The sequence below is a fragment of the Acrocarpospora corrugata genome, assembly GCF_009687845.1.
Lineage (GTDB): Bacteria > Actinomycetota > Actinomycetes > Streptosporangiales > Streptosporangiaceae > Acrocarpospora > Acrocarpospora corrugata.
Genome location: NZ_BLAD01000052.1, coordinates 85427 through 110656 on the forward strand (window position 1 = coordinate 85427; position 25230 = coordinate 110656).

Consider the following 25230-nt stretch of genomic DNA (forward strand, 5'->3'; position numbering starts at 1 on the left):
CCGGGCCGGTTCAGCGCGCGAGCCATGCGGCCGCCTCCTCCATCCGTCGAACCCACTCCGGCGACTCGATCTCGACGCGCGCCAGCGCGGCCTCGTCCACCTCCGGGCGCCGTACGGCGATCTCCCCGGCCACCGGGGTGAGTGAGTCCACCACAACGTCCCCGGTCAGGAGGGACATGGTCCCGAGGCCGCAAGCGTACGGCAATTCGGGCAATGCGGCGGCCAGGGCGAGCCCGGCGGCGAGTCCCACCGAGGTCTCCACCGCGCTGGACACCACGGCGGGCAGTCCGCACGCCTCCACCACGCGCAGCGCGTTCCGTACCCCGCCCAGCGGCTGGACCTTGACCACGGCGATGTCGGCGGCCTCGGCGGCGCGCACCCGGAGCGGGTCCTCGGCCCGGCGGATCGACTCGTCGGCCGCGATCGGGACGCTCACCCGGCGGCGGACGCGGGCGAGTTCGTCCAGGGTGGCGCAGGGCTGCTCGGCGTACTCCAGGGTGAAACGGTCGAGCTCCTTGAGCCGCCGGACCGCCTCGTCCACCGCCCAGGCGCCGTTGGCGTCCACCCGGATCCGCCCGGCGGGGCCGAGCGCGTCCCTGACGGCCTCCACCCGGGCCAGGTCCTCGGCGAAGCTCTGCCCGCGCTCGGCGACCTTGATCTTCGCGGTCGCGCAGCCGGACGCCCTGGCCAGCTCGAACGCCTGGGCCGCGGGGACGGCGGGGATGGTGGCGTTCACCGGGATCGCCGCGCGGACCGGCTCCGGCCAGCCTTCGAACGCGGCCTCGCGGGCGCAGGCGAGCCAGCGGGCGCACTCGGCGGGGCCGTACTCGGGGAACGGCGAGAACTCGCCCCACCCGGCCGGGCCGCGCAGCAGCACCCCCTCCCGGAGCGTCTGGCCGCGGAACCGCAGGCTCATGGGAATGCCGAAGACCCGCGTCGTCATCGTCGCGCTCGCCTCCACAGGGCTGGTGCCGGTAAGGGAGACAAGCCTCGCATCACCCTTCAACCGCCTCCCAGCCGCCGCGCCGTAACCGCACGTCCCGGGGACGCGGGGCTAATCTGGCGGGTGTGCCAGAACGCGCGCTCCATGCCCTGCTGCTCCCGCCCGGCCCCGAACTCCTGGATTCGGTGCGGAACGCCGTTTTCGGCGAGGGGCCGGCGATCCTGCCCCTCTCCCCCGGCCTGCCCGCGGCGGCGCTGAAGGCGGCTCTGGACGCGCTGCGCCCGACCCATGTGGTCACCCCGGACGGCGTCGAACGGGTCGCGGGGGGCGCGCCCGCCCGGGACGAGGTCGCCGTGATCATCGCGACGTCGGGCTCCACCGGGGATCCCAAGGGTGTCGAGCTGGCCGCGTCCGCGCTGGTCGCGTCCGCGGCGGCGTCGCTGGAGCGGATCGGCGCGGCCGGTGGTGAGCGGTGGCTGTGCTGCCTGCCGACCTCGCACATCTCCGGCCTTCAGGTAATGGTCAGGGCGATGCTGAGCGAGACCGCGCCAATCGTGCACGAGCGGTTCTCGGCCGCCGCGGTGACCGAGTCGGGAGCCGCGCACGTGTCACTGGTGCCGACCCAGCTGCGGCGGCTCCTCGATTCGGGCGCCGACCTGTCCGGGTTCCGGACGATCCTGCTGGGCGGGGCGGCGGCTCCCCCTGACCTGCTGGCCGCCCATCCGGGGATCGTCACGACGTACGGGATGAGCGAGACCAGCGGCGGCTGCGTGTACGACGGCAGGCCCCTTGACAATGTAGATCTCGAAATCGACGCGGACGGGCGGATCCTGATCGGCGGTCCCGTGCTGTTCGCCGGCTACCGGTTCGGGGAGCCGTTCGGCGGCGGGCGGTTCCGCACCTCCGACCTCGGGGTCTGGGCGGGCGACCGGCTGACCGTGCTCGGCCGGGCCGACGACGTGATCAACACCGGAGGCCAGAAGGTGGTCGCCGGGGCGGTCGCCGCCGTGCTCGCCGAACATCCGGGCGTGGACGAGGTGGCCGTGCTCGGCCGCCCCGACCCCGAGTGGGGTGAGATCGTGGTGGCGGTCGTCGCGGGGCCCGCCGGGCTGGAGGAACTGCGCGCCTTCGCCAAGGAGCGCCTGCCCGGATACGCCGCGCCACGTGCGGTCATGCGCGTTCGTTCGCTCCCGCTGCTGGCCAACGGCAAACCGGATATGGTCCTCTTGCGGAACCAAATGTGACCTGCGCTCGTCATAGCTTGCGTAAGGCGACCACCAGGAGGACGTGCCCATGCTGTTCCCGACCCCCAGGATGCTGATCTCCGCTGGAGTCGTCGGCGTGATCCTCGTGGGCGGCGTGGCCGTGGCGCACACCGCTTCGGCCGGACGGCTGAAGCAGCCGCTCCAGCTCAAGGAGGTCACGATCGCGACCCCCGAGCAGGAGCCCGGCGCGGAGCCGGAGCCCAATCCTGAGAACGTGGTCTCGAACCCGCTGTCGGTCGATCCTCAGCAAGTCACCGAATACTGGACCAGGGAACGGCTGGAAGGCGCGCAGCCGATGCCGATTCCGGAAGTGTCCATCAGTATCAAGCCCAACTGATTCAACCCCCCGGGCGGGCCCAACCACCGCCCCGGCAGTCTGGTGTTCCTGGGAACAAATCACGCCTTAAGGCGTTATTGCTACTGGCACGCCGGAGCGACGAGCCACCGCCGCCGACTCCCTGATCGAGCCGGAACGACCCATCCAGAACCACTTTATGCATGAAGTCAAGGAGGAGGTGTCCTCATGCCCCGAACCGCCGTGGCGACCTCGCCGGCGCGAGAGACGACCCCCACGACGCTCGACCAGCTCCTTGAGCGAGGCCGTGCGCAGGGTCACCTTTCCCTGTCGGAGTTGCGCAGGGCCTTCACCCAGGCGGGCGTCAGCCCCGCCGAGGGCCGCGCCCTGCTGCGCGAACTCACCGAAGCCGGGGTGAGCCTGGCCGACACGGGCGGCGCCGCCAAGGCCGCCAAGACGCCCAGGGCGCGCAAGACGCCCAAGAAGGCGGCCACCGAGATCGCCGCCGAGGAGGAGTTCGACGCCGACGAAGTAGCGGCCGTGGCGGTCGAGGTGGCGGTAGAGGCAGCGGTAGAGGCGGAGGCCGAAGCGGAAGCCGAGGTCCAGGTCGACATCGACGACAACACCTCGGTGATGGGCGACTCCGTCCACACCTACCTCAAGTCGATCGGCCGCCGCACCCTGCTCACCGCCGCCCAGGAGGTCGAGCTCGCCCGCCGGATCGAGGCCGGCCTGTACGCCGAGTACAAACTGGACGAAGCCGAAGAGTCCGGCCGCCGGCTGCCCCCCGGCTTCCGCGAGGACCTGGAGTGGGTGATCGAGGACGGCCGCCGCGCCAAGGACCACATGCTGGAGGCCAACCTCCGCCTGGTCGTCTCGGTCGCCAAGAAGTACACCGACCGCGGCATGGCCCTGCTCGACGTGGTCCAGGAGGGCAACCTCGGCCTGATCAGGGCGGTCGAGAAGTTCGACTACACCAAGGGCTTCAAGTTCTCCACCTACGCGATGTGGTGGATCCGCCAGGCCATCCAGCGCGGCTTCGCCGACTCGGCCAGGACGATCCGGCTGCCCGTGCACGTGCTGGAGATGCTGTCCAAGCTGTCGCGCGTCGAGCGGGACATGCACCAGCGCCTGGGCCGCGAGCCCACGCCGGAGGAGCTGGGCGCCGAACTGGACCGCACGCCCGACCAGATCGAGGAGCTGCTGCGCACCAGCCGCCAGCCGATCAGCCTGGACTCCACCATCGGCGAGGACGGCGAGACCAGGATCGGCGACCTGATCGAGGACGTGGACTCGCTGGAGGCCTCCGAGGTGGTCGACCGGCAGCTGCTGGCCGAGCAGCTGCGCGGCGTGCTGTCCAACCTGTCCCCGCGTGAGGCCCGGATCATGGCGCTGCGCTTCGGGCTGGCCGACGGCAAGCCGCACACCCTGGACGAGATCGGAAAGCACCTGGGCCTGACCAGGGAGCGGATCCGCCAGCTGGAGAAGGAGTCGCTGTCCAAGCTGCGTCACCCCAGCAACACGATCCCGCTGCTGGACTGGGCCAGCTAGCTGGTCAGCTCGATCAGCGAGAACACCGCGCCCTGGGGGTCGGCGGCCACGGTCGCCCGCCCCGACGGCAGCGCGAACGGCGGGATCTCGATCACCCCGCCGAGATCCTCCACCCGGTCGGCGGCGGCCAGGCAGTCGGCGACCGCGAAGTAGACCATCCAGTGCGGCGGGATCTCGGCGGGCCACGCGTCGGTCATCTCCACCATGCCGGTCACCGTCTCGCGGGGCCGGCGCAGGTCGAACTCGGTGTAGTCGCCGGAGACGCGGCCCTGCCAGCCGAACACCTGCCGGTAGAAGCCGGCGACCGCCTCGGCGTCCCGGACGGCCAGCTCGTGCCAGCAGAACGTGCCCGGCACATGGTGCATGGCCGCGCCGGGGAAGTCGCGTTCCTCCCAGGCCCCGAAGGTCGCCCCGGCCGGGTCGGCGAGTAACGCGCCCCAGCCCTGCTCCCGGCCCTCGTCGAAGACCTGGTCGGGCCCGGCCAGCAGCCGCCCGCCCGCGTGCACGACCTGTTTCACGGTCTCGTCGAGATCGTCCACCGCCATGTGGGTGACCCACCCGGCCTCCCTGGCCGGCCCGAGACCGGCCACCGGCTGGGCGCGCAGCAGCGCGGTCGAGTGGGTACGCCCCCGCGGCTCGAACTCCCAGCCGAACAGCCCGTGGTAGAACTCCTCCGCCCCGGCCAGGTCCCCCGTGCCGAGATCCACCCAGCACGGCTTACCCGCCGCGTAACGCGCCTTTCCGGCCATCCGCCCTCCCGTTCCTCACCGTAAGCTCCGGCGGCGGAACGTGCCCGGATGTTGCCGGATCGGTTATCCGGGAACCCGGACTATGCCGGTCAGCCGGTGCTCCTCGCGGAGCGTGCGCAGCCGGTCCACCTCGGCGGTCCACTTGGCGCCCTCAGGCGTGGCCCGGCCCTTCCTGCGGCGGATCCTGTCGTCGTACGCCTTGACCCCGAAGGTGGCCCGCTGGGCCGACTCGGCCGATCGGAGCGCGCCCGAGATCGCCTGGTCCAGCGCCACCCCGGCGGCCCGCAGCTCGGCCCCCGGCACGTCGGCGCCCTGCGCCGCGCGGAACTCCCGCTCCGCCACCCTGGCCTTCTCCAGCATCGCCGGATAGCCCTTCGCCGCCTCCTGGTCGGCGTGGTAGCGAACCTCCGCCTCCCGGCTCACACGCGGACGGAAAAACGCCATCGTCAGCCCCTCAAACTCTGTCCAACGCTTACTGCCGGTAGCGTACGCCGTCCCGGGCACGGCCGTGTCACCGAGGCGTCACTGCGGCGTCACCGAGGCGGCCAGCCTGCTCACGCGACCCATCGGTGCAGGTGATTGGGGCAGACCCAGCCGAGACCGCAGCCCCCGCAGGCGGCCTCGGCCAGGCGCCAGTCCCCCCGGCAGCGCGAGCACAGCTCCAGCCGCTCGCCGCAGTGCGGGCAGCGCGCGGGCTCCCCCGCGAACCCGCGCTCCGTCCACCACCACAGCCGGATCACCGCCTGATCACCTCAGGTTCCCGGCCGCGTCGGTGATGTCGGGATGCCCGCCGACCTGGGCGACGCCGTTGCGGTAGGCGAACTCGGCCGCGTCGAACATGTGCCCGATGACCTCCTCACGCTGCCGCCACGACTCCAGCAGCCCGTCCCTGCGCTTCTGGCCGGTGTCCACCTTGTGCTGGACCACGGCCCGGTCCCGCTTGGCCACGCCGGCCAGCCGCTCGGCGGCCTTGCGCTCGGCCACCACCGCCCGCATCGCCTTCACGTGCGGGTGCTCGGCCATGAAGCCGAGCATGAACGCGATGGCCCCGCTGAGCAGCAGCACCGCCGCGAACATCAGCACCGACCAGCCGCCGGTGAACCCCGCCTGCGCCAGCAGGTCGGTGGTGTCGACGTCGTCGGAGACGGGCAGGCTGAGCGTGACCTGCCGGAACCGGGCCAGGGTGATCACGGCCACCAGCCAGGTGAGCATGATGGCGACGGACCCGGCGACCGGGACCTTGCCGCCGCCGGGCACGTACCGGCCGCGGGCCCAGTGCCCGGCCCAGTGCGGGCCGAGGATCAGCGCGAACGAGACGGCCGCGGCCAGCACCCAGGTCATCTCGACCGGGTGGCGCAGGTAGGAGAAGGAGCCGAAGTGAATGGGGATCTCCACGCCGGCCAGCAGCATGATGATCAGCACCAGGCCGGCCCTGGCGGGCCATTCCTTCTTGCGCGCCCGCGAGCCGACCCACTTGGCGGCGGGCCGCCCGCCGTCGCTGTGCAGCATGCCCAGCTCGTCCAGGAGCGCCTTCTCGTGCTCCTTTGCCTCGGCGAGCTCCTCGGTGGCGATCCTGACCCGCTCCTCGGCGTCGATCCGCTCGCCGTGGTAGCGGGCCTCGTGCGCGTCCATCAGGTTGAGCTCCGCCTTGGCCCGGATCCCGGCCTCGTGGATCTCCATCTCCCGGCGCGCGTCCAGCTCGCGCAGGTACGGCGGGCGGCTGTCGCTGACGAAGCTGTACTCGTCGAACATCCGGCGCTCGCCGTCCCGCAGCCCGGCCTGCTCGGCCTGCAGGCGCAGCAGCGAAGGATCGGGCTCGGGGCCGAACAGGGGCCCGCGGGCGACGTCCAGCCCGACGTCGGCGGGCATCCCCGGGTCCGGCGGCTGGTGCCGGGCCGGGGACGGCGTCCCCGGCCGGCGGCGGAACCAGCCGGGCAGTCGCGGACGGCTCATCAGACGGTCTCCCTTCCGACGCCTTCGACCCCGGCCACCGCCGGGTCGCCGGAGGCGGCGAACAGCTCGTCCCAGAAGCTGCGCAGGTCGCTCTCCCTGGTGGCGTCCTTGGCGACCCCGGTGCCGAACCCGAAGATCCGCACGGTGACGCCGTCCAGCCTGGGCAGCCCGCGCGCGGCCAGGATCTCGATGATCTCCTTGCGGGCGGCCGGGGTGGCCAGCGCGTCCTTCGCGTAGATGTTGATCTTGTCGTCGCGCTGGCCCATGTCGCTCCAGACCAGCAGCTGGACGCCTTCGCGGTCGCGCCGGTCGGCCCGGACGTGCGCGGCCAGCACCCGCAGCGCGCCGACCACGTCGGAGCCGGGCGGCGTGCCCGGCTGCTCCGCGCAGGCCAGCTGGCCGTCGATCCGGGTCCTGGCGCGGGCGACCAGGACCTTGCGGTCGCCGTCGAGCTGGGCGGGGCCGCCGGGGGTGGTCGGCTCGACCTGGGCCGAGTCGATCGAGCAGGCGCCGTCCGCGACGCCCCGGATCGAGGCGATGTGCACGCGGGCGCAGCCCTGCTGCTTGAGCGCGGCCGGGAACTCCGTCTCCAGCTTGGCGTCCAGGCCGTAGTTCTCCCGGAAGGTGGTGCTGTCGAACAGCGCCCCGCAGACCGACTCGGCGGACGCGCCCGGAGCCGGGCCGGGGCCGCAGGCCACCAGGGCGGCCAGCAGCAGGGCCGCGGATGTTGCTCTGATCACGATGGGTCGTCTCCCTTGGGGACGGACTGCCTGGGGTTCCACACGCGGGTCTCCGCCCGCGGCTCGGGTGGCCGGAGCGGGCTCAGGCTGAGCAGGGCCAGCGCCCGGTTCACGATGTCCGCCTCGTGCTGCGGCAGATTCCGCGACCATTCGGGGAGCGGCTCGATCAGCGCTCCCGCCTCGGCGGGCGCCTGTTCTGTCCGGCCTCTGCCCTTGTGCGCGCGGACGAGTGTGGCCAGGTAAAGCCCCAGCTGTCCTTCTATGCGCTTGATCTCCGTGTGCGCGTGGGCGCGCTGCTGGTCGCGGACGCGCTCCCAGGCGGTCAGCGCGCGCAGGAACTCCTCCCGGTCGTGGTCGCGCCTGCGCCGCTCCTCGTGGGCCCGCTCGTCCGCGCGCTTGCGCGCCCTGGCCTCCTTCACGACCTCCTGCGACATCGGCACGGCGGGCGGCACCGGGCCCTGGGCCGGCACCACCGGCAGCGGGCCGGCGGTCAGCACCCGGTAGGCGCACGCGACCATCGCCGCCCGGGCCTCCGCGCACTGGCCGAGCAGCTCCCACTGCACCCGTTCCGCCTCGCAGCGCAGCTTGCGCACGTATCCGAGCCGGTCCAGACCGGCGCGGAGCCAGTCGTCCCGGTCGGCGACCGGGAGCCCCCGGCGCGCGTCCCGCCAGCCGTTCCACCTGGCGCTCCAGCGCGCTCCCCTGGTCATTTCGTCATTCCGTCCCATACTGGCCCCCCTTTTCCGGCCATTCACCACCTCTCGCCTCTGACCTTACCCGGCAAAAGCCGTTTATGGGTGTGACGGAATATCTGACAATAGTTGCGGCCTTCAAGACAAAGAGGGAATTCTCAGAGCTGGCTAAAGTACCGCGCGGCTGCCTGTACGAAGTAAGGTTCTGTGGCAGGATGCTCGCCATGCCAGCCAAGCGACCGCCCGTCCCGCTCTCCCGGGAGCGCATCATCGACGCGGCCCTGCACATCGCCGACGGCCAGGGGCTGCGGCGGCTGACCATGCGGCGGCTCGGCGACGCGCTCCAGGTCGAGGCGATGGCCATCTACCACCACCTGCCCCGGGGCAAGGAGGCGCTGATGGACGCGCTGGCCGAGCACGTCACCGCGATCCAGGTCGAACCGTCCGGCCGGGACTGGCCCGAGGTGGCCCGCGCCTGGGCCAGGGCCGGGCGCGCCGCGCTGCTGGAGCACCCGGGCGTGCTGGCCCTGGCGCTGACGAAACCGCCGAAGGGCATGGCCCTGGCGGCCATCGCCAGACAGGTCGAGCACCTGCGCGAGGCGGGCCTGCCCGACCCGGCGGGAGCCGTCAGGACGCTGCGGGCCTACATGTTCGGCAGCGTCGCCGTGGAGGTCCAGCGCTCCGGCTGGGCCGATCCCGACGCCACGGTGGAGCACGCCCGGGTGGAATCCGGCGACGAGGACTTCGAGCGCGGCCTGGACGCGGTCCTGGCCGGTCTAGCCCGCCCGGGTGGCATGTAACCACTCATTTACCGGAACGACGGCGTGTCGCGCTTGGGGCGTTATCATCCGTAGGGCACTCTTGTGTCGCAGATCACACGTCGGGGGTCGTCCTACTGGACCGGTTGAAAATCGTCCTAACGGGCTATGTCCCCCGAGAGTGACCTACCGCACACTGGTGTAGTCCACTGATACACGTCAACCCACTGCGCTCGTCCCCCGTACACCTGAGGGATCCGTCAACGAGCGAACCGAGAAAGACACGGAGCCCCGGCGATGTGCCCTCATGACCCGTCTTGTCCGACCGCGGAAGCGAAGGATAGAGAAGCCGCCCGTACCGTCGCGGCCCACCCCGAGCAGGGGTGGAGTCTGCTGTGCAACGGTGTCGTCCTGTTCGAGGACACCGGCGAGCTGCTCCCGAACGGTGTCGTCATCGCCCCCCACCGGCCGACCGACCTGGCGAGCAGCGCGGCCTGATCCGCTCCTCCAGCCAGCCCGTCACCTCCGCGCCCACCCGGGCCGGATCCTTCCTGAGCTCGTGACCCTCTCCGGCCAGGACCACCAGCCGGTCCGCGTCCGCCCCGTCCGGCACCCCGAACGCGTCCCGGTCGCCGTTGACCACCAGGACGGGCACGCCCGCCCCGCGTAGCTCCGCCGCCCGCGACCGCTCCGGCCGGCCCGGCGGGTGCAGCGGGAAGGCCAGCGCCACCACGCCGACCGCCCCGGCCGCCACCGCCGTCCGGCAGGCGACCCTGGCGCCGTTGCTCCGCCCGCCCTGGACCAGCGGCAATCCGGGCCTGAGCCCGCGCAGCGCCGCCGTCAGCGCCAGCCACGCCTCGTCCTGCTTCACCGCGGGCCCTGGCGCCCGCGCTCCCCGCAGCCGGAACGGCTGGACGATCCGGGCCACGCTCACCCCGGCCGCCGCCCCCGCGTCCCGGACCGCCAGCAGGTCGGCCGACTCCACTCCCCCGGCCGAGCCGTGCGTCAGCGCCAGCAGCAGCCACGGCCGCGCCGCGTCGTCGATCTCCACCCGTCCCGGGCCATGCGGCGTCTCGATCTCCATGGTCCGACGCTAGTGGGCTCCGCCCCCGGCAGTACGGACCGGTCCTCCGAACGGAGGATGCCGTCTCGCCGGGCGTGTGACAGATTTGACTCGTGCCGGACACTCATTTGCCCCGTGAAGAACTGCGAGCCACCCTCGAAGCCCGCCGGGACCTCGGTCCCGACTACGAGGACGCGCTCGTCGACTCGTTCCTGGAGAAACTGGACCGCGAGATCACCGCGCGGGTCCGGGCAGAGGTGGCCACCCATCAGGGCCACAAGCCCCCCAAGCCCGACAACTCTCACATTCCGGTGGCTCTCGGGTCCCTGGGCATCGCCATCCCGCTGACGGCCATCGCCTCCTCGAACGCGGGCGTGGTCGGCCTGTTCATGACCATGGGCAGCGTCGTGCTCATCAACTTGGCGTACGCGCTGGGCCGCCGCCGGAGCTAGTACCGGTTCAGGGCCGGTCCAGCCGCTGTCTGACCTGGGCCGCGAGGGCGCCGTCCTCGTGGTCGAGGCCGTACCGCCAGACCGTCTCGGCGTCGCCGTCGCGCCCGCGCAGCGGCAGCGTGCGGGCCAGCAGCTCGATCGCCAGCGCGGCCGTGTCGGTGTCAGGCCCGGCTTCGACCGCGCCCGCGAACTCCGCGCAGGCCAGCTCCAGATGGGCGATGCCCAGCAGCACCCGCAGCCGCGCCGACTCCGCCACCCCGGGCACGCCCAGCGCCTCCAGCAGCAGGTCGGCGGCCTCGCCCGGCTCGCCCTCCTCCAGCAGGATCTCGGCCATCCGCTCGGCCACCACCGCGAGCCCGGCCGCGGCCTGGTCCCGGTCGGCCGCCTGCTCGTCCGCGGCCACCGCCGCGAAGATGGCGGCCGCCTGATCCAGCTGCCCCGCCTCGTAGAGCCGGCGTGCCTCGTCGAGCTGCCGGACCGCTCGCGGATCGATGGCCGTCATGAGGGGGGCGCCTCCAATACGAAAGGATCATCGAGATCTTAACGATTACAGGCCCAACGGCGCGGCAGACATGCGCAAAGGGAACGTAATTCAGTCCTCGTAGGAGTCCAGCGGCGGGCAGGCGCAGACCAGGTTCCGGTCCCCGTACGCCTGGTCGATCCGGCGCACCGGCGACCAGTACTTCCAGTCCCGCAGCGACGCCACCGGGTAGGCGGCCTCGGACCTGGTGTAAGGGTGGGCCCACTCGTCGGCGGTGACGCAGTCGGCGGTGTGCGGCGCGTTGCGCAGCGGGTTGTCCTCCCGGTCGTACGCACCCGACCCGACCTTGTCGATCTCCCCCTTGATCGCGATCATGGCGGCCACGAACCGGTCCAGCTCGGCCAGGTCCTCGCTCTCGGTGGGTTCGATCATCAGCGTGCCCGCCACCGGGAACGACATGGTCGGCGCGTGGAAGCCGTAGTCGACCAGCCGCTTGGCCACGTCGTCCACGGTCACGCCGGTCTCCTTGGTGATCCGGCGCAGGTCGATGATGCACTCGTGCGCGATCAGCCCGTCCTTGCCGGTGTAGAGCACCGGGTAGTGCGGGGCGAGCCGCACGGCCAGGTAGTTGGCCGACAGGATGGCCTGCTCGGTGGCCGCCCTGAGCCCTTCTGCGCCCATCATCCGCACGTACGCCCACGAGATGGGCAGGATCCCCGCCGACCCGTACGGCGCCGAGCTGACCGCCCCGACGCCCTTCCCCGGCAGGTACGCCGCCAGGTGCGCCTTGACCGCCACCGGGCCGACGCCGGGCCCGCCGCCCCCGTGCGGGATGCAGAACGTCTTGTGCAGGTTCAGATGGGACACGTCCGCCCCGAACTCGCCCGGCTTGGCCAGCCCGACCAGCGCGTTCAGGTTGGCCCCGTCCACGTACACCTGGCCGCCCGCGTCGTGCACCCGGGCGCAGATGTCGGCGATGGCCTCCTCGAACACGCCGTGCGTGGACGGATAGGTCACCATGATCGCGGCGAGCGCGTCCCGGTGCCTGCCGATCTTGGCGTCCAGGTCGGCCAGGTCCACGTTGCCGTCGTCGTCGCAGGCCACCACGACCACCCGCAGGCCCGCCATGACGGCGCTGGCCGCGTTGGTGCCGTGCGCCGAGGACGGGATGAGGCAGACGTCCCGCCCGAGGTCGCCGCGGTCGCGGTGGTAGGCGCGGATGGCCAGCAGCCCGGCGAACTCGCCCTGCGAGCCGGCGTTGGGCTGGATGGAGACGGCGTCGTAGCCGGTCACCTCGGCCAGCCAGCGCTCCAGCGTCTCGATCAGCTCGGCGTATCCGGCGGCCTGGTCGGCCGGCGCGTACGGGTGGATCCCGGCGAACTCCGGCCAGGTGATCGGCTCCATCTCGGTGGTCGCGTTGAGCTTCATCGTGCACGACCCGAGCGGGATCATCGACCGGTCCAGCGCGATGTCCTTGTCCTGCAGTTTGCGCAGGTAGCGCAGCATGGCGGTCTCGGAGCGGTGGGTGTGGAACACCGGGTGCTCCATGAAGCCCGCAGTGCGCTCCAGCGCCGCCGGGAGCGCTTCCGGCGTGCCGGACACGGCGGGGACCCCGAAAGCCGCCCAGACCGTCTCCAGGTGCGCGTACGTGGTCTTCTCATCACAGGCCACGCCGACGTGGTCCGGGCCGGCCAGGCGCAGGTTGACGCCGTGGGCGCGGGCCGCCGCGACGACGTCGGCGGCCCGGCCGGGCACCCGGGCGAGCACGGTGTCGAAGAACGCGGCGTGCGCCACCTCGACGCCGCCGGCCCGCAGTCCCTCGGCGAGCAGGGCGGCGTGCCCGTGCACCCGCCTGGCGATCCGGCGCAGGCCGTCGGGGCCGTGGTAGACCGCGTACATGGAGGCCATCACGGCCAGCAGGACCTGCGCGGTGCAGATGTTGCTGGTCGCCTTCTCGCGGCGGATGTGCTGCTCACGGGTCTGCAGGGCGAGCCGGTAGGCCCGCCGCCCGTCCGCGTCCACCGACACCCCGACCAGGCGGCCGGGCAGCTGGCGCTGCAGGCCCTCCCGGACGGCGAGGTAGGCGGCGTGCGGGCCGCCGTACCCGAACGGGACGCCGAAGCGCTGCGAGGAGCCGACCGCGATGTCGGCGCCGAGCGCGGCGGGGGTCTCCAGCAGCGTCAGCGCGAGCAGGTCGGCGGCGGCGACCACCTGCGCCCCCCGCGCGTGTGCCGATTCGGCCAGCGCGCGGAAGTCGGCGACCCGGCCGCTCGCCCCCGGGTACTGCACCAGCACCCCGAAACAGTCGGGCAGCTCGCCGTCCAGGCCGGCCTCGACCAGCTCGATGCCGAGCGGCTCGGCGCGGGTGGCCAGCACGGCCTTGGTCTGCGGCAGCGCGTCCGCGTCCACCACGAACACGGCGCTCTTGGCCTTGGAGGCCCGCCGCGCCAGCGTCATCGCCTCGGCGGCGGCGGTGCCCTCGTCCAGCAGCGAGGCCCCGGCCACGTCCAGGCCGGTCAGATCGGTGATCACCGTCTGGAAGTTGAGCAGCGCCTCCAGCCGCCCCTGCGAGATCTCCGGCTGGTACGGCGTGTACGCCGTGTACCACCCCGGGTTCTCCAGCACGTTCCGCAGCACCACGCCCGGCGTGATCGTGTCGTGGTAGCCGAGCCCGATCATCGAGGTCAGCACCCGGTTGCGGGAGGCGAGTTCGCGCAGCTCGGCCAGGGTCTCGGCCTCGCTCAGCGCGGGCGGCAGAGCCAGCGGCTCGGTGGTCCTGATCGCCTTCGGGACGGCCACGGAGACCAGGTCCCCGGCGGTGGCGTAACCGACGGCGGCCAGCATACGGGCCTGCTCAGCGTCGGAAGGGCCGATGTGACGACCAGCGAATTCCGGGAAAACAGTCATGACAGGGGCCTCCAGCGGCGTCGAGACCAGCGCGCCCGGCTGAACCGGTCGCTCTGCGGGTCTCCCCCTCTGTCATCGGACCTGAGAGCTTCACCGGGCCCTGATGAGGTGCCCCGCTTTCCCCTTCGGTGTGGCCGCCTGGCTGAACGGCCCGCTTTCCAGAGTCGCCTCGCCCGTGCGGTACCGGTGCCTGAGAGATTCCGGGGAGGTTTGCTCCTTCGGCGCCCCTCCCGGAGGAAGGGACTCTCCCGCACAAGGTCGTCGGCAGCTACACAATACCGCTACCCAGGTGTATGCCCTCAACCGGTCTTCCTGGCGCGTCGCCGCTGCGCCAGTTCGTCGGAAGGGTGGTCGGCCTCAGACGGGAGACCGACCTCCGCGCGTTCCCCCGGCAGCTCCGCGAGCGATCCCTCGACCTCGCGCCACACCCGTCCGAGTGCGATCCCGAACACGCCCTGCCCGCCCTGGAGCAGGTCGATCACCTCGTCCGCCGAGGTGCACTCGTAGACGCTCACCCCGTCGCTCATGAGGGTGATCTGAGCCAGATCGTTGACGCCGCGCTCCCGCAGGTGGTGCACGGCGGTACGGATCTGCTGGAGCGAGACCCCGGTGTCCAGGAGGCGTTTGACGACCTTGAGCACGAGGATGTCGCGGAAACTGTAGAGCCGCTGGGAGCCGGAGCCCTGGGCGGCTCTTATGGTCGGCTGGACCAGGTCGGTGCGGGCCCAGTAGTCGAGCTGACGGTAGGTGATACCGGCCGCCGAGCACGCCGTGGGGCCGCGGTAGCCGATGTCGTCGGCAATCGCAGCGGGCCGCTCGTCGAACAGCAAGCCCTGCTCACCGGCGCGTTCCCGCGCCGACTCGCGCTGAGCCGGATCATGCCCGGCCGTCTTACCCTCGCCGCTGCTGACCGCCACTGCGGACCTCCGGCTTTCTCTCATCCCACGGCCTGATCTGGGGGTTCTTGAACTACAACCGTGGTTTCCCTTGCACGGTAGGACTGGCGCCAGCCTCAGTCAACGACCGCCATCGGCGCGTCGTGAAGCCGAAAAATCGACCGATCTCAACCGGCACGTCCGAAGTCCTCCGGCGTGATGTTGTCCAGGAACTCGCGGAACTTCTCCACCTCGTCCTCCTGGTCGTCGGGCATGCTGACCCCGGCCTCGCGGATCACGTCCTCACTGGCGAAGATCGACGCACCGGGGGTGCGCAGCGCCAGCGCGATCGAGTCGGAGGGCCGCGCGCTGACCGTTACGCCGTTGGAGAACACCAGGTCGGCGAAGAAGATCCCGTCCCGGAGCGCGACGATGTTGACCTTGACCAGCTCGATCTTCAAGGCGGCCAGGACGTCGCGGAACAGGTCGTGCGTCAGCGGCCGGGGCGGCGGGTCGTCAGCGGATTGCGCCAGCGCGATCGCGGTCGCCTCGGTCATGCCGATCCAGATCGGCAGGTACCGATCACCGTTCGTCTCCTTCAGGAGGACGATCGGCTGGTTCGAGGGCATCTCTACGCGTACCCCCACGACCTCCATCTGCAACACGGGCGACTCACTCTCCGGGATGCGGCATATATCACCAGTGCATTCAACGTAACACCCGAGAGCGAGACGCGTTGTCAGCGCCCGAGAACGCCACGAACACTGCCATTAAGGAGAGCGGCGTGCAAACGCAGGAGAAGTCCGGAGATTTCGCGCGCGGATTCCTCGGCGTGGTCGAGGGATCCGGGCGCGCGGCGGCGCAGCAGCGGCGCGACCGCCTGCTCCAGCAGCCCGGCCTCCCGCTCGGCGGCGGCCTTCACCGCGCGCAGATGCCGCGCGTGCAGCCCGAACCTGGCCAGCCGCCCGACGCAGCGGGCCACGTCCAGCGCGTCGGCGTCGTAGCGCCGCGCGCCGGGCTGGACCCCGGCGGGGACCAGGCCGAAGCTCTCCAGTTCGGCCAGCGTCTCCTCGTCGATCTCGGCGGCGGCCAGCAGCTCCTCGCGGGTGAGCCGGATCGGCGGCGTCTCCGCGCCCACCGCGCGCGGGCCGGGCGCGTCGGCCAGCTGGTCCTTTATCACCCGCAGCGGAAGGTACTGGTCGCGTTGCGCGGTCAGGATGAAGCGCAGCCGCTCGACGTCGTCGTGGGTGAACTTGCGGTATCCGGACGGGCTGCGCTGGGGCTCGATCAGCCCCTCCCCCTCCAGAAACCTGATCTTGGAGATCGTGACGTCGGGGAATTCCCCCTGCAGCAGGGCGAGCACCTCCCCGATGCTCATGTACGCCCTGATCGCCTCAGCGCCCATCGCTGCCCATCCCCCTCTCACCCAGCGGTCACGGCCCTCCAGGGCCGCGGGTGAGGAACACCAACCGGAATTTACCGATCTGCACCTCGTCGCCGCCCGCCAGCGGGAACTCCTCGATGCGTTCCCTGTTGACGTAGGTGCCGTTGAGGCTGCCCACGTCCCGGGCGGTGAACTGGCCGCCGCGCCGGTTGAACTCGGCGTGCCGCCGGGACACGGTCACATCGTCCAGGAAGATGTCGCTCTCCGGGTGGCGACCCGCCGTGGTGAGGTCGCTGTCGAGCAGGAACCGGCTGCCCGCGTTCGGCCCGCGCATGACGACCAGCAGCGCGGTGCCCGGCGGCAGCTGCTCGACCGCGGAACGATCCGGCAGCAGCGTCTGCCCGGTGGCCTCGTCCACGGCTTCGAGTGAGATCGTCGAGGTCGTGTCCGGCACCACCTGGTGCGCCGGCGGGCTCAGCGGCGAACCGCATCGAGAGCAGAAACGGGCATCCTCGGGGTTGGGGTGACCGCACTGCGTGCAGTAGACGCTGGGCATCGAACGGCTCGGCCTCTCTCACGACTTGCTCAAAACTGCGAATGCCGAAACTTACGCTGATCAGACACGAAGGTCAAGGCAGGCACGCTGGACATTGACTACCCAACGCTACCGTCAGGCACGGTCCAAGGTCCATGCCGCCACACCATCATCATCCGCCAAGGGGTTCAAGGCCCTTCAGGTTATACAGGTTATCGTTTCAGGCCGATCCGGCGGCCCGCTCGACCACGAGAGCCCATCGTTCGATAAGTATTTGGGCGGTGTCCACGTCGTGGCCCTCGGCCCACAGATGGGTGACGGCCTCGGCCGGATCCGGCAGCACCATCGCCCAGCTGCCGTCCTCCTCGACGATCCTGACCCCGTCGGTGGTGTCCAGGCGGCGGCCGTCGGCGGCCTCGACCACCGAGCGCATCACCGCGCCCTTGTGCGCCCACGGGGTGGGGATGGTGCGTTTGAGCAGCCTGGCCTCGGGGATCCTGGCGTCGATCTGGCTGAGTGAGAGCCGGGTCCTGGCGACCAGGCCGAGCAGGCGCAGGAAGACGGCCAGGCCGTCCACGGTCGGCCCGAACTCGGGCACCACGAAGCCGCCCCTGCCGTCGCACGCGAAGATCATCTCCGGGTGGGTGGCGGCGCTGGTGAGTGCGTCGATGCCGGTGGCCGTCCAGTCCACGTGCACGCCGTGGAAGCGGCACACCATCTCGGCCACCCGGGTGGTGGTGACCGGCAGCGCGACCCGGCCGCCCCGCCGCTCGGCCGCGACCAGGTCGAGCACGACCAGCAGGGCGCGCTCCTCGCTGATCAGCTGGCCCATCTCGTCGACCAGCGAGACCCGCTCCCCCACCGGGTCGAACCTGACCCCGAAGGCGGCCCTGGACGAGCCGACCAGCTCAGACAGGCGCTGCAGGTCGCGGCGGCGCTCGGCCAGCGTCTCGGTGGGCGAGGCGTCGTCGAGCCGGTTGTTGACCGTCAGCACGCCGACCCCGACCCGGCCCAGCAGGCTGGGCAGCACCAGCGAGGAGGTGCCGCCGGCGCAGTCCACCACGACCTTCATCTCGGCGTCCTTGACGCCGGTCATGTCCACGCAGCGGAGCAGTTCGCGGGCGTAGGTGTCGACGGCGCGGGCCGGGAAGGTGAGCTCGGCGATCTCGCCGGGGAAGGCCCTGCGGTACTCCTGGCGGGAGAAGACGCGCTCCAGCTTGCGCTGGGCGGCCGGGGTCAGGTCGGCCCCGGTGTCGTCCAGGAAGACGATGTCCACGCTCTGCGGGTCCCCCGCGGTGGTGCGCAGCGCGATGCCGCCGCGCACGTTCTCCCTGGAGGTGTGGAACCTGGCCACCGGCATGGCGGCGGCCTCCAGGTCGACCACGTTGATGGCGCTGGAGTTGAGCGCGCTGATCACGGCCCGTTTCAGCGCGCGGGCGGCCCTGGAGGCGTCCCTGGAGGTCACCACGGTGTCGCCCTTGCTCAGCGTGGTCGCGTACGCGCTGGCGAGCCGGACGCACAGCTCCGGCGTGATCTCCACGTTGACCAGGCCGGACACGCCGCGCGGCCCGAACAGGCTGCGGTGGCCGCGGGACTCCCAGATGACGCTGGTGTTGACCACCGCCCCGGCCTCGACCGTCTTGAACGGGTAGATCTTCACGCCGGAGGACACGTACGCCTCCGCCTCGATCACGCACTCGTCGCCGACGACCGCGTTCTCCTCGATCCTGGCGCCGGTCATCACGTCGGTGTTCTTGCCGATGACGCAGCCGCGCAGGTGGGCGGCCGGGCCGACGTACACGTTGTCGTGCACCACCGCGCGGTGCAGGAAGGCGCCCTCCTTGACCACCGCGTTGCTGCCGAGCACGGTGTACTCGCGCAGTTCGGCCCCGGCCTCGACCTTGGCGTAGTCGCCGATGAAGAGCGGGCCCTTGAGGATGGCGTCGGCGTCGACGGAGGCGCCCTCGGAGACCCAGACGCCGGGGGACAGCTCGAAGGCGTCCCCGAAGTCGACCTTGACCCGGCCCTCCAGCACGTCGGCCTGGGCCTTGAGGTAGCTCTCGTGGGTGCCGACGTCCTCCCAGTAGCCGTCCGCGACGTAGCCGAACAGGCGGGCGCCGCGGGCCAGCAGGCGCGGGAAGACGTGCGCGGACCAGTCCACCGACTCCCCGGCCGCGACCTCGTCCAGGACGCTGGGCTCCATCACGTAGATGCCGGTGTTGACGGTGTCGGAGAAGACCTGGCCCCAGGTGGGCTTCTCCAGGAAACGCTGGATCCGGCCCTGGTCGTCGACGATGATGATGCCGAATTCGAGCGGGTTGGGGACCCGTTTGAGGCCGATGGTGACCAGGGCCCGGTTCTCCCGGTGGAAGCGGAGCATGTCGGTCAGGTCGATGTCGGTGAGTGCGTCGCCGGAGATGACCAGGAAGCGGTCCTCGCGCAGCCGGTCGGCGGCGTTCTTGACGCTGCCCGCGGTGCCGAGCGGGGTCTCCTCGGTGGCGTAGTAGAGGTGCATGCCGAGTTCGTCGCCGTCGCCGAAGTAGTTGCGGATCAGGGCGGCCAGGAACTGGACGGTGACCACGGTCTCGGTGAAGCCGTGCTTCTTGAGCAGGCGGAGCACGTGTTCCATGATCGGGCGGTTGATCACGGGGAGCAGCGGTTTGGGCTGGTTGGCGGTCATCGGCCGCAGCCGCGTGCCCTCACCGCCCGCCATCACGACGGCCTTCACGCCATTCCCACCTTCATCGGGGCGCACGCGCCAGCATGCGCACCTGCACCACGTACAGCACCCCCGCCCACCAGTACAGACCCGTACCCCAGATGACGAATGCCCACCCGAATATCGCGCTTATCTCCGAGTACCAACCGGCGTGCGCGGCCAGGAACAGCAGCGGGAACGCGTACATCAGGTTGGCGGTGGCGGCCTTGCCGAGGAAGTGCACCGGGAGCGCGGGGCCGTAGCCGAGGCGGCGCAGGATCGGGACCATGCAGAGCAGCAGCAGGTCGCGGGCGAGGACGAGGGCGACCAGCCACCACGGGATGATCTCGCGCAGCAGCAGGCCGAGCAGGGTGGCCAGGATGTAGAGGCGGTCGGCGGCCGGGTCGATCAGGCGGCCGAGCCTGCTGGTCTGGTTCCAGGCGCGGGCCAGCTTGCCGTCGAGCCAGTCGGAGAAGCCGGCCAGCATCAGCAGGGCGATGGCCCAGCCGTCCGCCTTGGGGCCCAGGATCAGCCAGAGGAACACCGGCACGCCGAGAAGGCGCAAAAAGCTCAGCAGATTCGGAATGGTCCAAATCCGGTCCTCAGCGGTGTCCACGAACCAGACCCTACATGCGCGCGACCGGCCGCCGGCGTCCGCATGGGCACCGTTAAACCACCCGCCACACGGGTGTCGGGCGCGTGTCAGGGACGCGTCGGCCGGAAGTCGGCGTCCACCAGGCCGAGCCGGTGCGCGACCACGGCCGCCTGGGTCCTGTTGCGCAGGTCGAGTTTGTCCATCACCCCGGCCACGTGGGTCTTGACCGTGGTGACGCCCAGGTGCAGGCGTTCGCCGATCTCCGCGTTGGACAGGCCGATGCCGACCAGGGTGAGCACCTGGAGTTCCCGTTCGGTGAGTGCGGGCGGCACCGGCGGGCGGCCGTCCTCGGCGGCCAGCGCGCGGGCCACCACCCGGCGCAGCACCGAGGCGGCCAGCAGGGGCTCGCCCTGGGCGGCCCGCCGGACCGCCTCCACCATCCGGTCCGGCGGGTCGTCCTTGACCAGGAAGCCGAGCGCCCCGGCGCGCAGCGCCGCGTACACGTTCTCGTCCTCGGCGAAGGTGGTGAGGACCACCACCCGGGAGGCCGGGCGGGCGGCCAGGATCCGGCGGATGGCCTCCAGCCCGTCCACCCGCGGCATGCGCAGGTCCATCAGCACCACGTCGGGCCGGTGCCGTTCGGCCTCCCGCACGGCCTGCGCCCCGTCGGCCGCCTCCGCGCACACGGTCATGTCCCCGGCGGCCTCCAGCATCATCCGCACCCCGGCCCGCACCAGGGCCTGGTCGTCGGCGACCACGACTCTGATCATCGTGGCCCTCCCTTGGCGAAGCGGGTGACCGCGCAGTCCCAGTCCTGGCCCTGCTCGGGCAGGGCGAACGCGGCGGCCAGCCGCCAGCCGCCGTCCGGCAGCGGCCCGGCGGTGAGCCGCCCGCCGAGGGCGTGGGCGCGTTCCCGCATGCCCGCGATGCCCTGCCCGGAGGAGGGCAGCATCGGCACCGCGCCGCCCCCGGCGTTGCTGGCGTTGCGCACCTCGACGGTGAGCTCGTGCGCGCTGACCGCGACCCTGACCCGCGCGGGCGCACCGGGCCCGGCGTGTTTGAGCACGTTGGTGAGGCCCTCCTGGACGATCCTGGCGGCCGAGGCGCGGGCCACCAGCGGGGCCACGGCGACCTCGGGGGCGATCTCCAGGGCGACGTCCAGGCCCGCGCCGGCCATCCGGGCGGCGGCGTCGCGCATCACGTCCTCGGGGTCGCCGACCGGGAGTTCCGCGCCGGGGGCGCGAAGCACGGCCAGCAGGCCGCGCAGGTCCTCCAGCACCTGGTGGCCGGTGGCGCGGATGTCGGCCAGGGCTTCGGCGGCGGGGCCCGCTGCGCCGGCGTACTCGGCGGCTCCGGCGCGCAGGACCATGGCGCCGACGTGGTGGGCGACGATGTCGTGCACCTCGCGGGCGATGCGCTCGCGTTCGGCCAGCCGGTCGGAGCGGGCGCGTTCGGCGGCCAGTTCGACCTCGCGGCGGGTGGCGGTGCGGCGGACCCGGACGAAGGCGCCGATCGCGGCCGGGGCGGCGACCATCGTGCCGAGCACCAGCAGCCACCAGAACGTCACCTCCGAGCCGCCGCCGACCGCGGTGAGCATGGTGACGACGCAGCTGAGGGCGTAGCCGGCCAGCAGCCAGCGCCAGGTGACCTGGCTGGCGAAGACGCCGAGGGCGACGAACAGGAGCACCTGGAGGCTGTCGGCGGCCTCGGGGGCGCGGCCGGCCGCGATCACCAGCAGGGCGCTCTCCAGCAGCAGGACCGCGCCGGGCAGCCAGCGCACCACGCCGAGCGCGAGCCCGGCCAGGACGGCCAGCAGGCCGATGCCCCAGGCGTGCATCTCGGCCTCCGGCCAGCTCGCCCAGGTGCCGAGCACGGCGAACGCGACGCCGCCCCCGGCGAGCAGCAGGTCCAGCACCGGTGAGCGCTCCTCGCCGTCCGGTACGGCGGCCGACTGGCTGCGCAGGTAGCGCCCGATGGCGACGGGGACGCCGATGATGCCGAACGTGTAGAACGCCACGCTGCCGGTCGGCCAGGCGCCGGGCTCGGTCAGGTTGACCGCGGTGGCGGCGCAGGCCAGCGCGGCCACCGGCAGCGTCCACCGCCAGTCGCGGTTGCGGGCCAGCGCCCCGGCCGACAGCGCCAGCAGGATCTGCAGGCCATCCAGAATGCCTGCGCCGAAGTCGTCGAGCAGCACCAGCAGGACGGCCAGGTAGACCGCCGCGGGGCCGGGCGCGCGGCGGACCGCGCCGAGCGGCAGCCCGGCGGCCAGCACCAGGGCGGCCGTGGCCCAGGCGGGGAGGTCGGGGCTGCCCCAGGACTGGCTGGTGAGGGCGCACAGCGCGACCCCGGCCGACGCCAGCAGAAAATCCAGGGTAAAACCTCGCCACCGCATGACTGAAACCGTATCCGCCCCGGTCAGTACCGCGTTCTCGTCCGTCAGGAGGACCGGGATCCTTCAAGTGGCCGATGTCTCCGGCCGCTTGAACGTGGTCGAGCATGCCGTTCACCCCATAGCGTGCGGCCATGGCTAACGAACCAGCGCTTTTCTTCGGGCAGTTCATGCGCTCCCCCGCGATGATCGGCGCGATCGCCCCGAGTTCCCGGCGGCTCGCCGCCGCGATCACCGTCCCGATCCCCGAGGACGGCGACCCCGTGGTGGTCGAGCTGGGGCCGGGGACGGGCCCGTTCACCGCCGAGATCCAGCGGCGGCTCGGCGGGCGCGGGCGGCATCTCGCGGTGGAGATCAACCCGTTGCTGGCGAGCCATCTGGCCACCCGCCATCCCGGGGTTGAGCTGATCGTGGACGACGCGGCCAAGCTGCCGGAGTTGCTGGCCGCCCGGCGGGCGGGCCAGGCGGATGTGATCGTCAGCGGGCTGCCGTGGGCGGCCTTCGGGGCGGGCACCCAGCGGGCGCTGCTGGACGGCGTGCTGTCGGCGTTGAAACCCGACGGGGCCTTCACCATGTTCGCGTACGTGCACGCGCGGCGGCTGCCGCCCGCGGTGCGGATCAGGAGGGCGCTGGTGGACTCCTTCGAGGAGGTCGTGCTGGGGCGCACGGTGTGGCGCAACCTGCCGCCGGCGTTCGTCTACCACGCCCGCCGTCCCCGCCGGACTGGAGTCTGACCGAACTTCCTTCTAGTATGGCCGACCATGGACTTCACGCTGCCGGAAAGCGCGCAGGCCGTCCAGCGCGGGATCGCGGCCGTCTGCGCCCGCTACGACATGGACTACTGGCAGCGCTGTGAGGCGGAGAAACGGTGGCCGGAGGAGGTCTGGGCCGAGCTGGCCAAGGGCGGCTGGCTCGGCCTGGCCGTCCCCGAGGAGTACGGCGGCGGGGGCCAGGGCCTGCTCGAACTGACGGTGGCCACGGAGGCGCTGTCCGCGTCGGGCGCGGCCGGGGGTTCGGCGTTCACGTACGTGCTCACGCCCGGTTTCGGGGCGCTCACGCTGGCCCGGCACGGCAGCCCGGAGCAGCGGGCCGCGCTGCTGCCGGGGCTGGCCGCCGGCGAGGTCGAGACCTGTTTCGCGCTGACCGAGCCCGACGCGGGCTCCAACGCGCTGGCCATCTCGACCTCGGCCCGCGCGGACGGCGCCGAGTATGTGATCAACGGCCAGAAGATCTGGATCACGGGGGTGCAGCGGGCGACGTGGATGCTGCTGGTCACCCGGACGATCCCGGCGGCCGAGGCGAAACCGCGCACCAACGGGCTGACGGTCTTCCTGGTCAATGTGCCCGAGGCGGTGGCGGCGGGGCAGCTGAGCTACCGGCCGATCCCAAAGATGGGCGCCAACACGACCCCGTCGAACATGGTCTTCTTCGACGACCTGCGGGTCCCGGCCACATCGGTGATCGGCGAGGTGCACGCGGGCGCGGTCGTGCTGTGGGACATCCTCAATCCGGAGCGGGTGCTGCTGGCCGCGTCGGCGCTCGGCGGCGCGGAGGTCGCGCTCCGGGTCGGTGTCGCGTACGCCAAGGAGCGTGAGGTGTTCGGGCGCGCGATCGGCTCCAACCAGGCGATCGCGTTTCCGCTGGCCCGGGTGAAGGCGAGGATCGAGCTGGCCCGGCTGACGCTGTACAAGGCCGCCTGGCTCTTCGACCGGGGGCTGCCGTGCGGTACGGAGGCCAACATCGCGAAGCTGGCCGCGTCGGAGGCGGCCTGGGAGGCGGCGGACGCGGCGTTCCAGACGCACGGCGGGATGGCGTACTCGCTGGAGTATCCGGTCGCCCGGCTGCTCACCGAGGCCAGGATCGGGAAGGTGGCTCCGGTCACCGAGGAGCTGCTGCTCAACTACCTGGCCACCCAGGTGCTGGGGCTGCCGCGCAGCTTCTGACCGCTCCGGGTTAATGTGCGGGGCATGACCTTGCACCCTCAGGCGGTCGCCTATCTGAAGTCGTTCCCGGCCGATCTCGGCCCCGATCTGGCCACGATCACCGATGCGGAGATCGTGCAGTTGCGGGGGCTGGACGCGATGGTCGAGCAGCGGGGCGCGCCGGCGGAGATGGCGGTGGTGCGCGACGAGGTGGTCGCCGGGGTTCCTGTGCGGATTTATCGGCAGAAGGATGGGGATGAGGCGCTTCCGGTGCTCGTGTACTATCACGGGGGCGGCTGGGTGTACGGGAGCGTGCAGCGCAACGACGCGCTCGCCCGCGACCTCGCGGCGCGGAGCGCGTGCGTGGTCGTGTCGGTGGACTACCGGCTCGCGCCCGAGCACACCTTCCCGGCCGCGGCCGAAGACTCCTGGGCGGTGCTGGCGGACGTCTTCGCGCGGCCGGAGCACTACGGCGCGGACGCGGCCAGGATCGCCGTGATCGGGGACAGCGCGGGCGGCAACCTCGCGGCCGTGGTCGCCTGGCAGGCACGGGACGCCGGATACACGCTCGCCCACCAGGTGCTGATCTACCCGGTGGTGGATGTCGCGATGGACACGCCGAGTTACGCGGCGTACGCGTCGGGGTTCGGGCTCGGCGCGGCGGAGATGGCGTGGTTCATCCAGAAGTACGCGGACGGAGCGGACCCCGCCGATCCGAGGCTCGCGCCGTCGCGGCTGGCGGACATGTCGGGGCTGGCTCCCGCCACCGTGGTGACCGCCGAGTGCGACCCGCTGTGCGACGAGGGAGCCGCCTACGCCGACGCGCTGCGCGGGGCGGGGGTTCCGGTCGACTACCGGTGCTACCCGGGCAGCCTGCACGGCTTCTACGGCCTGCCGGGCTTCTTCGACCAGGCCGGCGAGGCGCGCGACTACGTGGCGTCCCGGCTGAACGACGCGTTCGCGGCCGGCTGAGCCGCGGACTA

Annotated in this window: 27 protein-coding genes and 2 riboswitches; of the genes, 9 read left to right on the plus strand and 18 right to left on the minus strand. The window is 71.9% G+C overall.

All coding sequences use genetic code 11. The features are described from left to right. Positions 1 to 10: 10 nt before the first annotated feature. Positions 11 to 943, minus strand: coding sequence for an o-succinylbenzoate synthase (locus Acor_RS18630; protein ID WP_155337954.1), 933 nt, complete (start codon positions 941 to 943; stop codon positions 11 to 13). Between the two features lie 125 nt (positions 944 to 1068). On the opposite strand from Acor_RS18630, the gene Acor_RS18635 reads away from it, so the two are divergent. The 3 genes from Acor_RS18635 (at position 1069) to Acor_RS18645 (ending at position 4054) form a co-directional block, all read left to right on the plus strand. Further along, positions 1069 to 2187: an AMP-binding protein gene (locus Acor_RS18635; RefSeq protein ID WP_155337955.1), complete on the plus strand. Its 1119-nt coding sequence runs from the start codon at positions 1069 to 1071 to the stop codon at positions 2185 to 2187. A 49-nt stretch (positions 2188 to 2236) separates the two neighbouring features. Beyond that, a complete protein-coding gene (locus Acor_RS18640; RefSeq protein WP_155337956.1) occupies positions 2237 to 2545 on the plus strand; it encodes a hypothetical protein in 309 nt (102 codons plus the stop codon). A gap of 186 nt (positions 2546 to 2731) precedes the next feature. Beyond that, positions 2732 to 4054, plus strand: coding sequence for an RNA polymerase sigma factor (locus Acor_RS18645; RefSeq protein WP_155337957.1), 1323 nt, complete (start codon positions 2732 to 2734; stop codon positions 4052 to 4054). On the opposite strand, the gene Acor_RS18650 is transcribed toward Acor_RS18645, so the two are convergent. From Acor_RS18650 to Acor_RS18675, 6 genes are all read right to left on the minus strand, one after another. Continuing rightward, positions 4051 to 4803: a VOC family protein gene (locus Acor_RS18650; RefSeq protein ID WP_155337958.1), complete on the minus strand. Its 753-nt coding sequence runs from the start codon at positions 4801 to 4803 to the stop codon at positions 4051 to 4053. The genes Acor_RS18645 and Acor_RS18650 overlap by 4 nt on opposite strands. A 63-nt stretch (positions 4804 to 4866) precedes the next feature. Further along, on the minus strand, positions 4867 to 5226 hold the full coding sequence (locus Acor_RS18655; RefSeq protein WP_246238747.1) for a hypothetical protein: 360 nt from the start codon (positions 5224 to 5226) through the stop codon (positions 4867 to 4869). Between the two features lie 131 nt (positions 5227 to 5357). After that, positions 5358 to 5543 (minus strand): hypothetical protein, encoded by a 186-nt coding sequence (locus Acor_RS18660; RefSeq protein ID WP_155337960.1) that lies wholly within the window; start codon positions 5541 to 5543, stop codon positions 5358 to 5360. A 7-nt stretch (positions 5544 to 5550) separates the two neighbouring features. Further along, on the minus strand, positions 5551 to 6756 hold the full coding sequence (locus tag Acor_RS18665) for a hypothetical protein (RefSeq protein ID WP_155337961.1): 1206 nt from the start codon (positions 6754 to 6756) through the stop codon (positions 5551 to 5553). Continuing rightward, positions 6756 to 7496, minus strand: coding sequence for a hypothetical protein (locus tag Acor_RS18670; protein ID WP_155337962.1), 741 nt, complete (start codon positions 7494 to 7496; stop codon positions 6756 to 6758). Before Acor_RS18670 ends, Acor_RS18665 begins: the two co-directional genes overlap by 1 nt. Next, complete coding sequence (locus Acor_RS18675) at positions 7493 to 8206, minus strand: hypothetical protein (protein WP_155337963.1); 714 nt, start codon at positions 8204 to 8206, stop codon at positions 7493 to 7495. The genes Acor_RS18670 and Acor_RS18675 overlap by 4 nt, the downstream gene beginning before the upstream one ends. Before the next feature lie 206 nt (positions 8207 to 8412). Here Acor_RS18675 and Acor_RS18680 point away from each other — a divergent pair, with 206 nt between their 5' ends. Beyond that, entirely contained in the window at positions 8413 to 8988 is a 576-nt protein-coding gene (locus Acor_RS18680; RefSeq protein ID WP_155337964.1) for a TetR/AcrR family transcriptional regulator, read from the plus strand. A 255-nt stretch (positions 8989 to 9243) separates the two neighbouring features. After that, the gene (locus Acor_RS44435; protein WP_246238749.1) at positions 9244 to 9444 is read left to right on the plus strand and encodes a DUF5999 family protein; all 201 of its coding nucleotides are present in this window, start codon (positions 9244 to 9246) and stop codon (positions 9442 to 9444) included. On the opposite strand, the gene Acor_RS18685 is transcribed toward Acor_RS44435, so the two are convergent. Beyond that, on the minus strand, positions 9398 to 10030 hold the full coding sequence (locus Acor_RS18685; RefSeq protein WP_155337965.1) for an alpha/beta hydrolase family protein: 633 nt from the start codon (positions 10028 to 10030) through the stop codon (positions 9398 to 9400). The two genes, Acor_RS44435 and Acor_RS18685, sit on opposite strands and share 47 nt — an antisense overlap. A 92-nt stretch (positions 10031 to 10122) precedes the next feature. Between Acor_RS18685 and Acor_RS18690 the strand changes: the two genes are divergently transcribed. Next, a complete protein-coding gene (locus Acor_RS18690; RefSeq protein WP_155337966.1) occupies positions 10123 to 10461 on the plus strand; it encodes a hypothetical protein in 339 nt (112 codons plus the stop codon). A 7-nt stretch (positions 10462 to 10468) separates the two neighbouring features. Here the strand turns inward: Acor_RS18690 and Acor_RS18695 are convergent, their stop codons facing one another. The 10 genes from Acor_RS18695 to Acor_RS18740 all read right to left on the minus strand — a co-directional run bounded on the left by Acor_RS18695 (position 10469) and on the right by Acor_RS18740 (position 22328). Further along, on the minus strand, positions 10469 to 10963 hold the full coding sequence (locus tag Acor_RS18695; protein WP_155337967.1) for a hypothetical protein: 495 nt from the start codon (positions 10961 to 10963) through the stop codon (positions 10469 to 10471). A 90-nt stretch (positions 10964 to 11053) separates the two neighbouring features. Then, positions 11054 to 13849 (minus strand): aminomethyl-transferring glycine dehydrogenase, encoded by a 2796-nt coding sequence (gcvP, locus tag Acor_RS18700; protein ID WP_155337968.1) that lies wholly within the window; start codon positions 13847 to 13849, stop codon positions 11054 to 11056. Positions 13850 to 13908: 59 nt separating this feature from the next. After that, positions 13909 to 14017: riboswitch (glycine riboswitch) on the minus strand. Continuing rightward, positions 14018 to 14110, minus strand: a riboswitch (glycine riboswitch). It lies immediately after the preceding riboswitch. 38 nt (positions 14111 to 14148) lie between these two features. Beyond that, a complete protein-coding gene (locus tag Acor_RS18705; RefSeq protein ID WP_218034357.1) occupies positions 14149 to 14766 on the minus strand; it encodes a MerR family transcriptional regulator in 618 nt (205 codons plus the stop codon). Positions 14767 to 14912: 146 nt separating this feature from the next. Beyond that, a complete protein-coding gene (locus Acor_RS18710; protein WP_155337970.1) occupies positions 14913 to 15389 on the minus strand; it encodes a bifunctional nuclease family protein in 477 nt (158 codons plus the stop codon). A 74-nt stretch (positions 15390 to 15463) separates the two neighbouring features. Next, positions 15464 to 16129: a transcriptional regulator FtsR gene (gene ftsR / locus Acor_RS18715; protein WP_155337971.1), complete on the minus strand. Its 666-nt coding sequence runs from the start codon at positions 16127 to 16129 to the stop codon at positions 15464 to 15466. A 28-nt stretch (positions 16130 to 16157) separates the two neighbouring features. Continuing rightward, positions 16158 to 16664, minus strand: coding sequence for an FHA domain-containing protein (locus Acor_RS18720; RefSeq protein WP_155337972.1), 507 nt, complete (start codon positions 16662 to 16664; stop codon positions 16158 to 16160). A 199-nt stretch (positions 16665 to 16863) separates the two neighbouring features. Beyond that, entirely contained in the window at positions 16864 to 19371 is a 2508-nt protein-coding gene (locus Acor_RS18725) for a mannose-1-phosphate guanyltransferase (protein ID WP_155337973.1), read from the minus strand. Positions 19372 to 19384: 13 nt separating this feature from the next. Continuing rightward, positions 19385 to 19957: a cardiolipin synthase ClsA gene (gene clsA / locus Acor_RS18730; protein WP_155337974.1), complete on the minus strand. Its 573-nt coding sequence runs from the start codon at positions 19955 to 19957 to the stop codon at positions 19385 to 19387. An 86-nt stretch (positions 19958 to 20043) separates the two neighbouring features. Continuing rightward, positions 20044 to 20706: a response regulator gene (locus Acor_RS18735; protein ID WP_155337975.1), complete on the minus strand. Its 663-nt coding sequence runs from the start codon at positions 20704 to 20706 to the stop codon at positions 20044 to 20046. Next, positions 20703 to 22328 (minus strand): sensor histidine kinase, encoded by a 1626-nt coding sequence (locus Acor_RS18740; RefSeq protein WP_155337976.1) that lies wholly within the window; start codon positions 22326 to 22328, stop codon positions 20703 to 20705. Before Acor_RS18740 ends, Acor_RS18735 begins: the two co-directional genes overlap by 4 nt. Before the next feature lie 131 nt (positions 22329 to 22459). On the opposite strand from Acor_RS18740, the gene Acor_RS18745 reads away from it, so the two are divergent. The 3 genes from Acor_RS18745 to Acor_RS18755 are packed head-to-tail and all read left to right on the plus strand — an operon-like array spanning position 22460 to position 25219. Next, positions 22460 to 23059, plus strand: a complete 600-nt coding sequence (locus Acor_RS18745; protein ID WP_155337977.1) for a class I SAM-dependent methyltransferase — start codon at positions 22460 to 22462, stop codon at positions 23057 to 23059. Between the two features lie 27 nt (positions 23060 to 23086). Continuing rightward, positions 23087 to 24268 (plus strand): acyl-CoA dehydrogenase family protein, encoded by a 1182-nt coding sequence (locus tag Acor_RS18750; protein WP_155337978.1) that lies wholly within the window; start codon positions 23087 to 23089, stop codon positions 24266 to 24268. 24 nt (positions 24269 to 24292) lie between these two features. Continuing rightward, entirely contained in the window at positions 24293 to 25219 is a 927-nt protein-coding gene (locus Acor_RS18755) for an alpha/beta hydrolase (RefSeq protein WP_155337979.1), read from the plus strand. Positions 25220 to 25230: the final 11 nt, after the last annotated feature.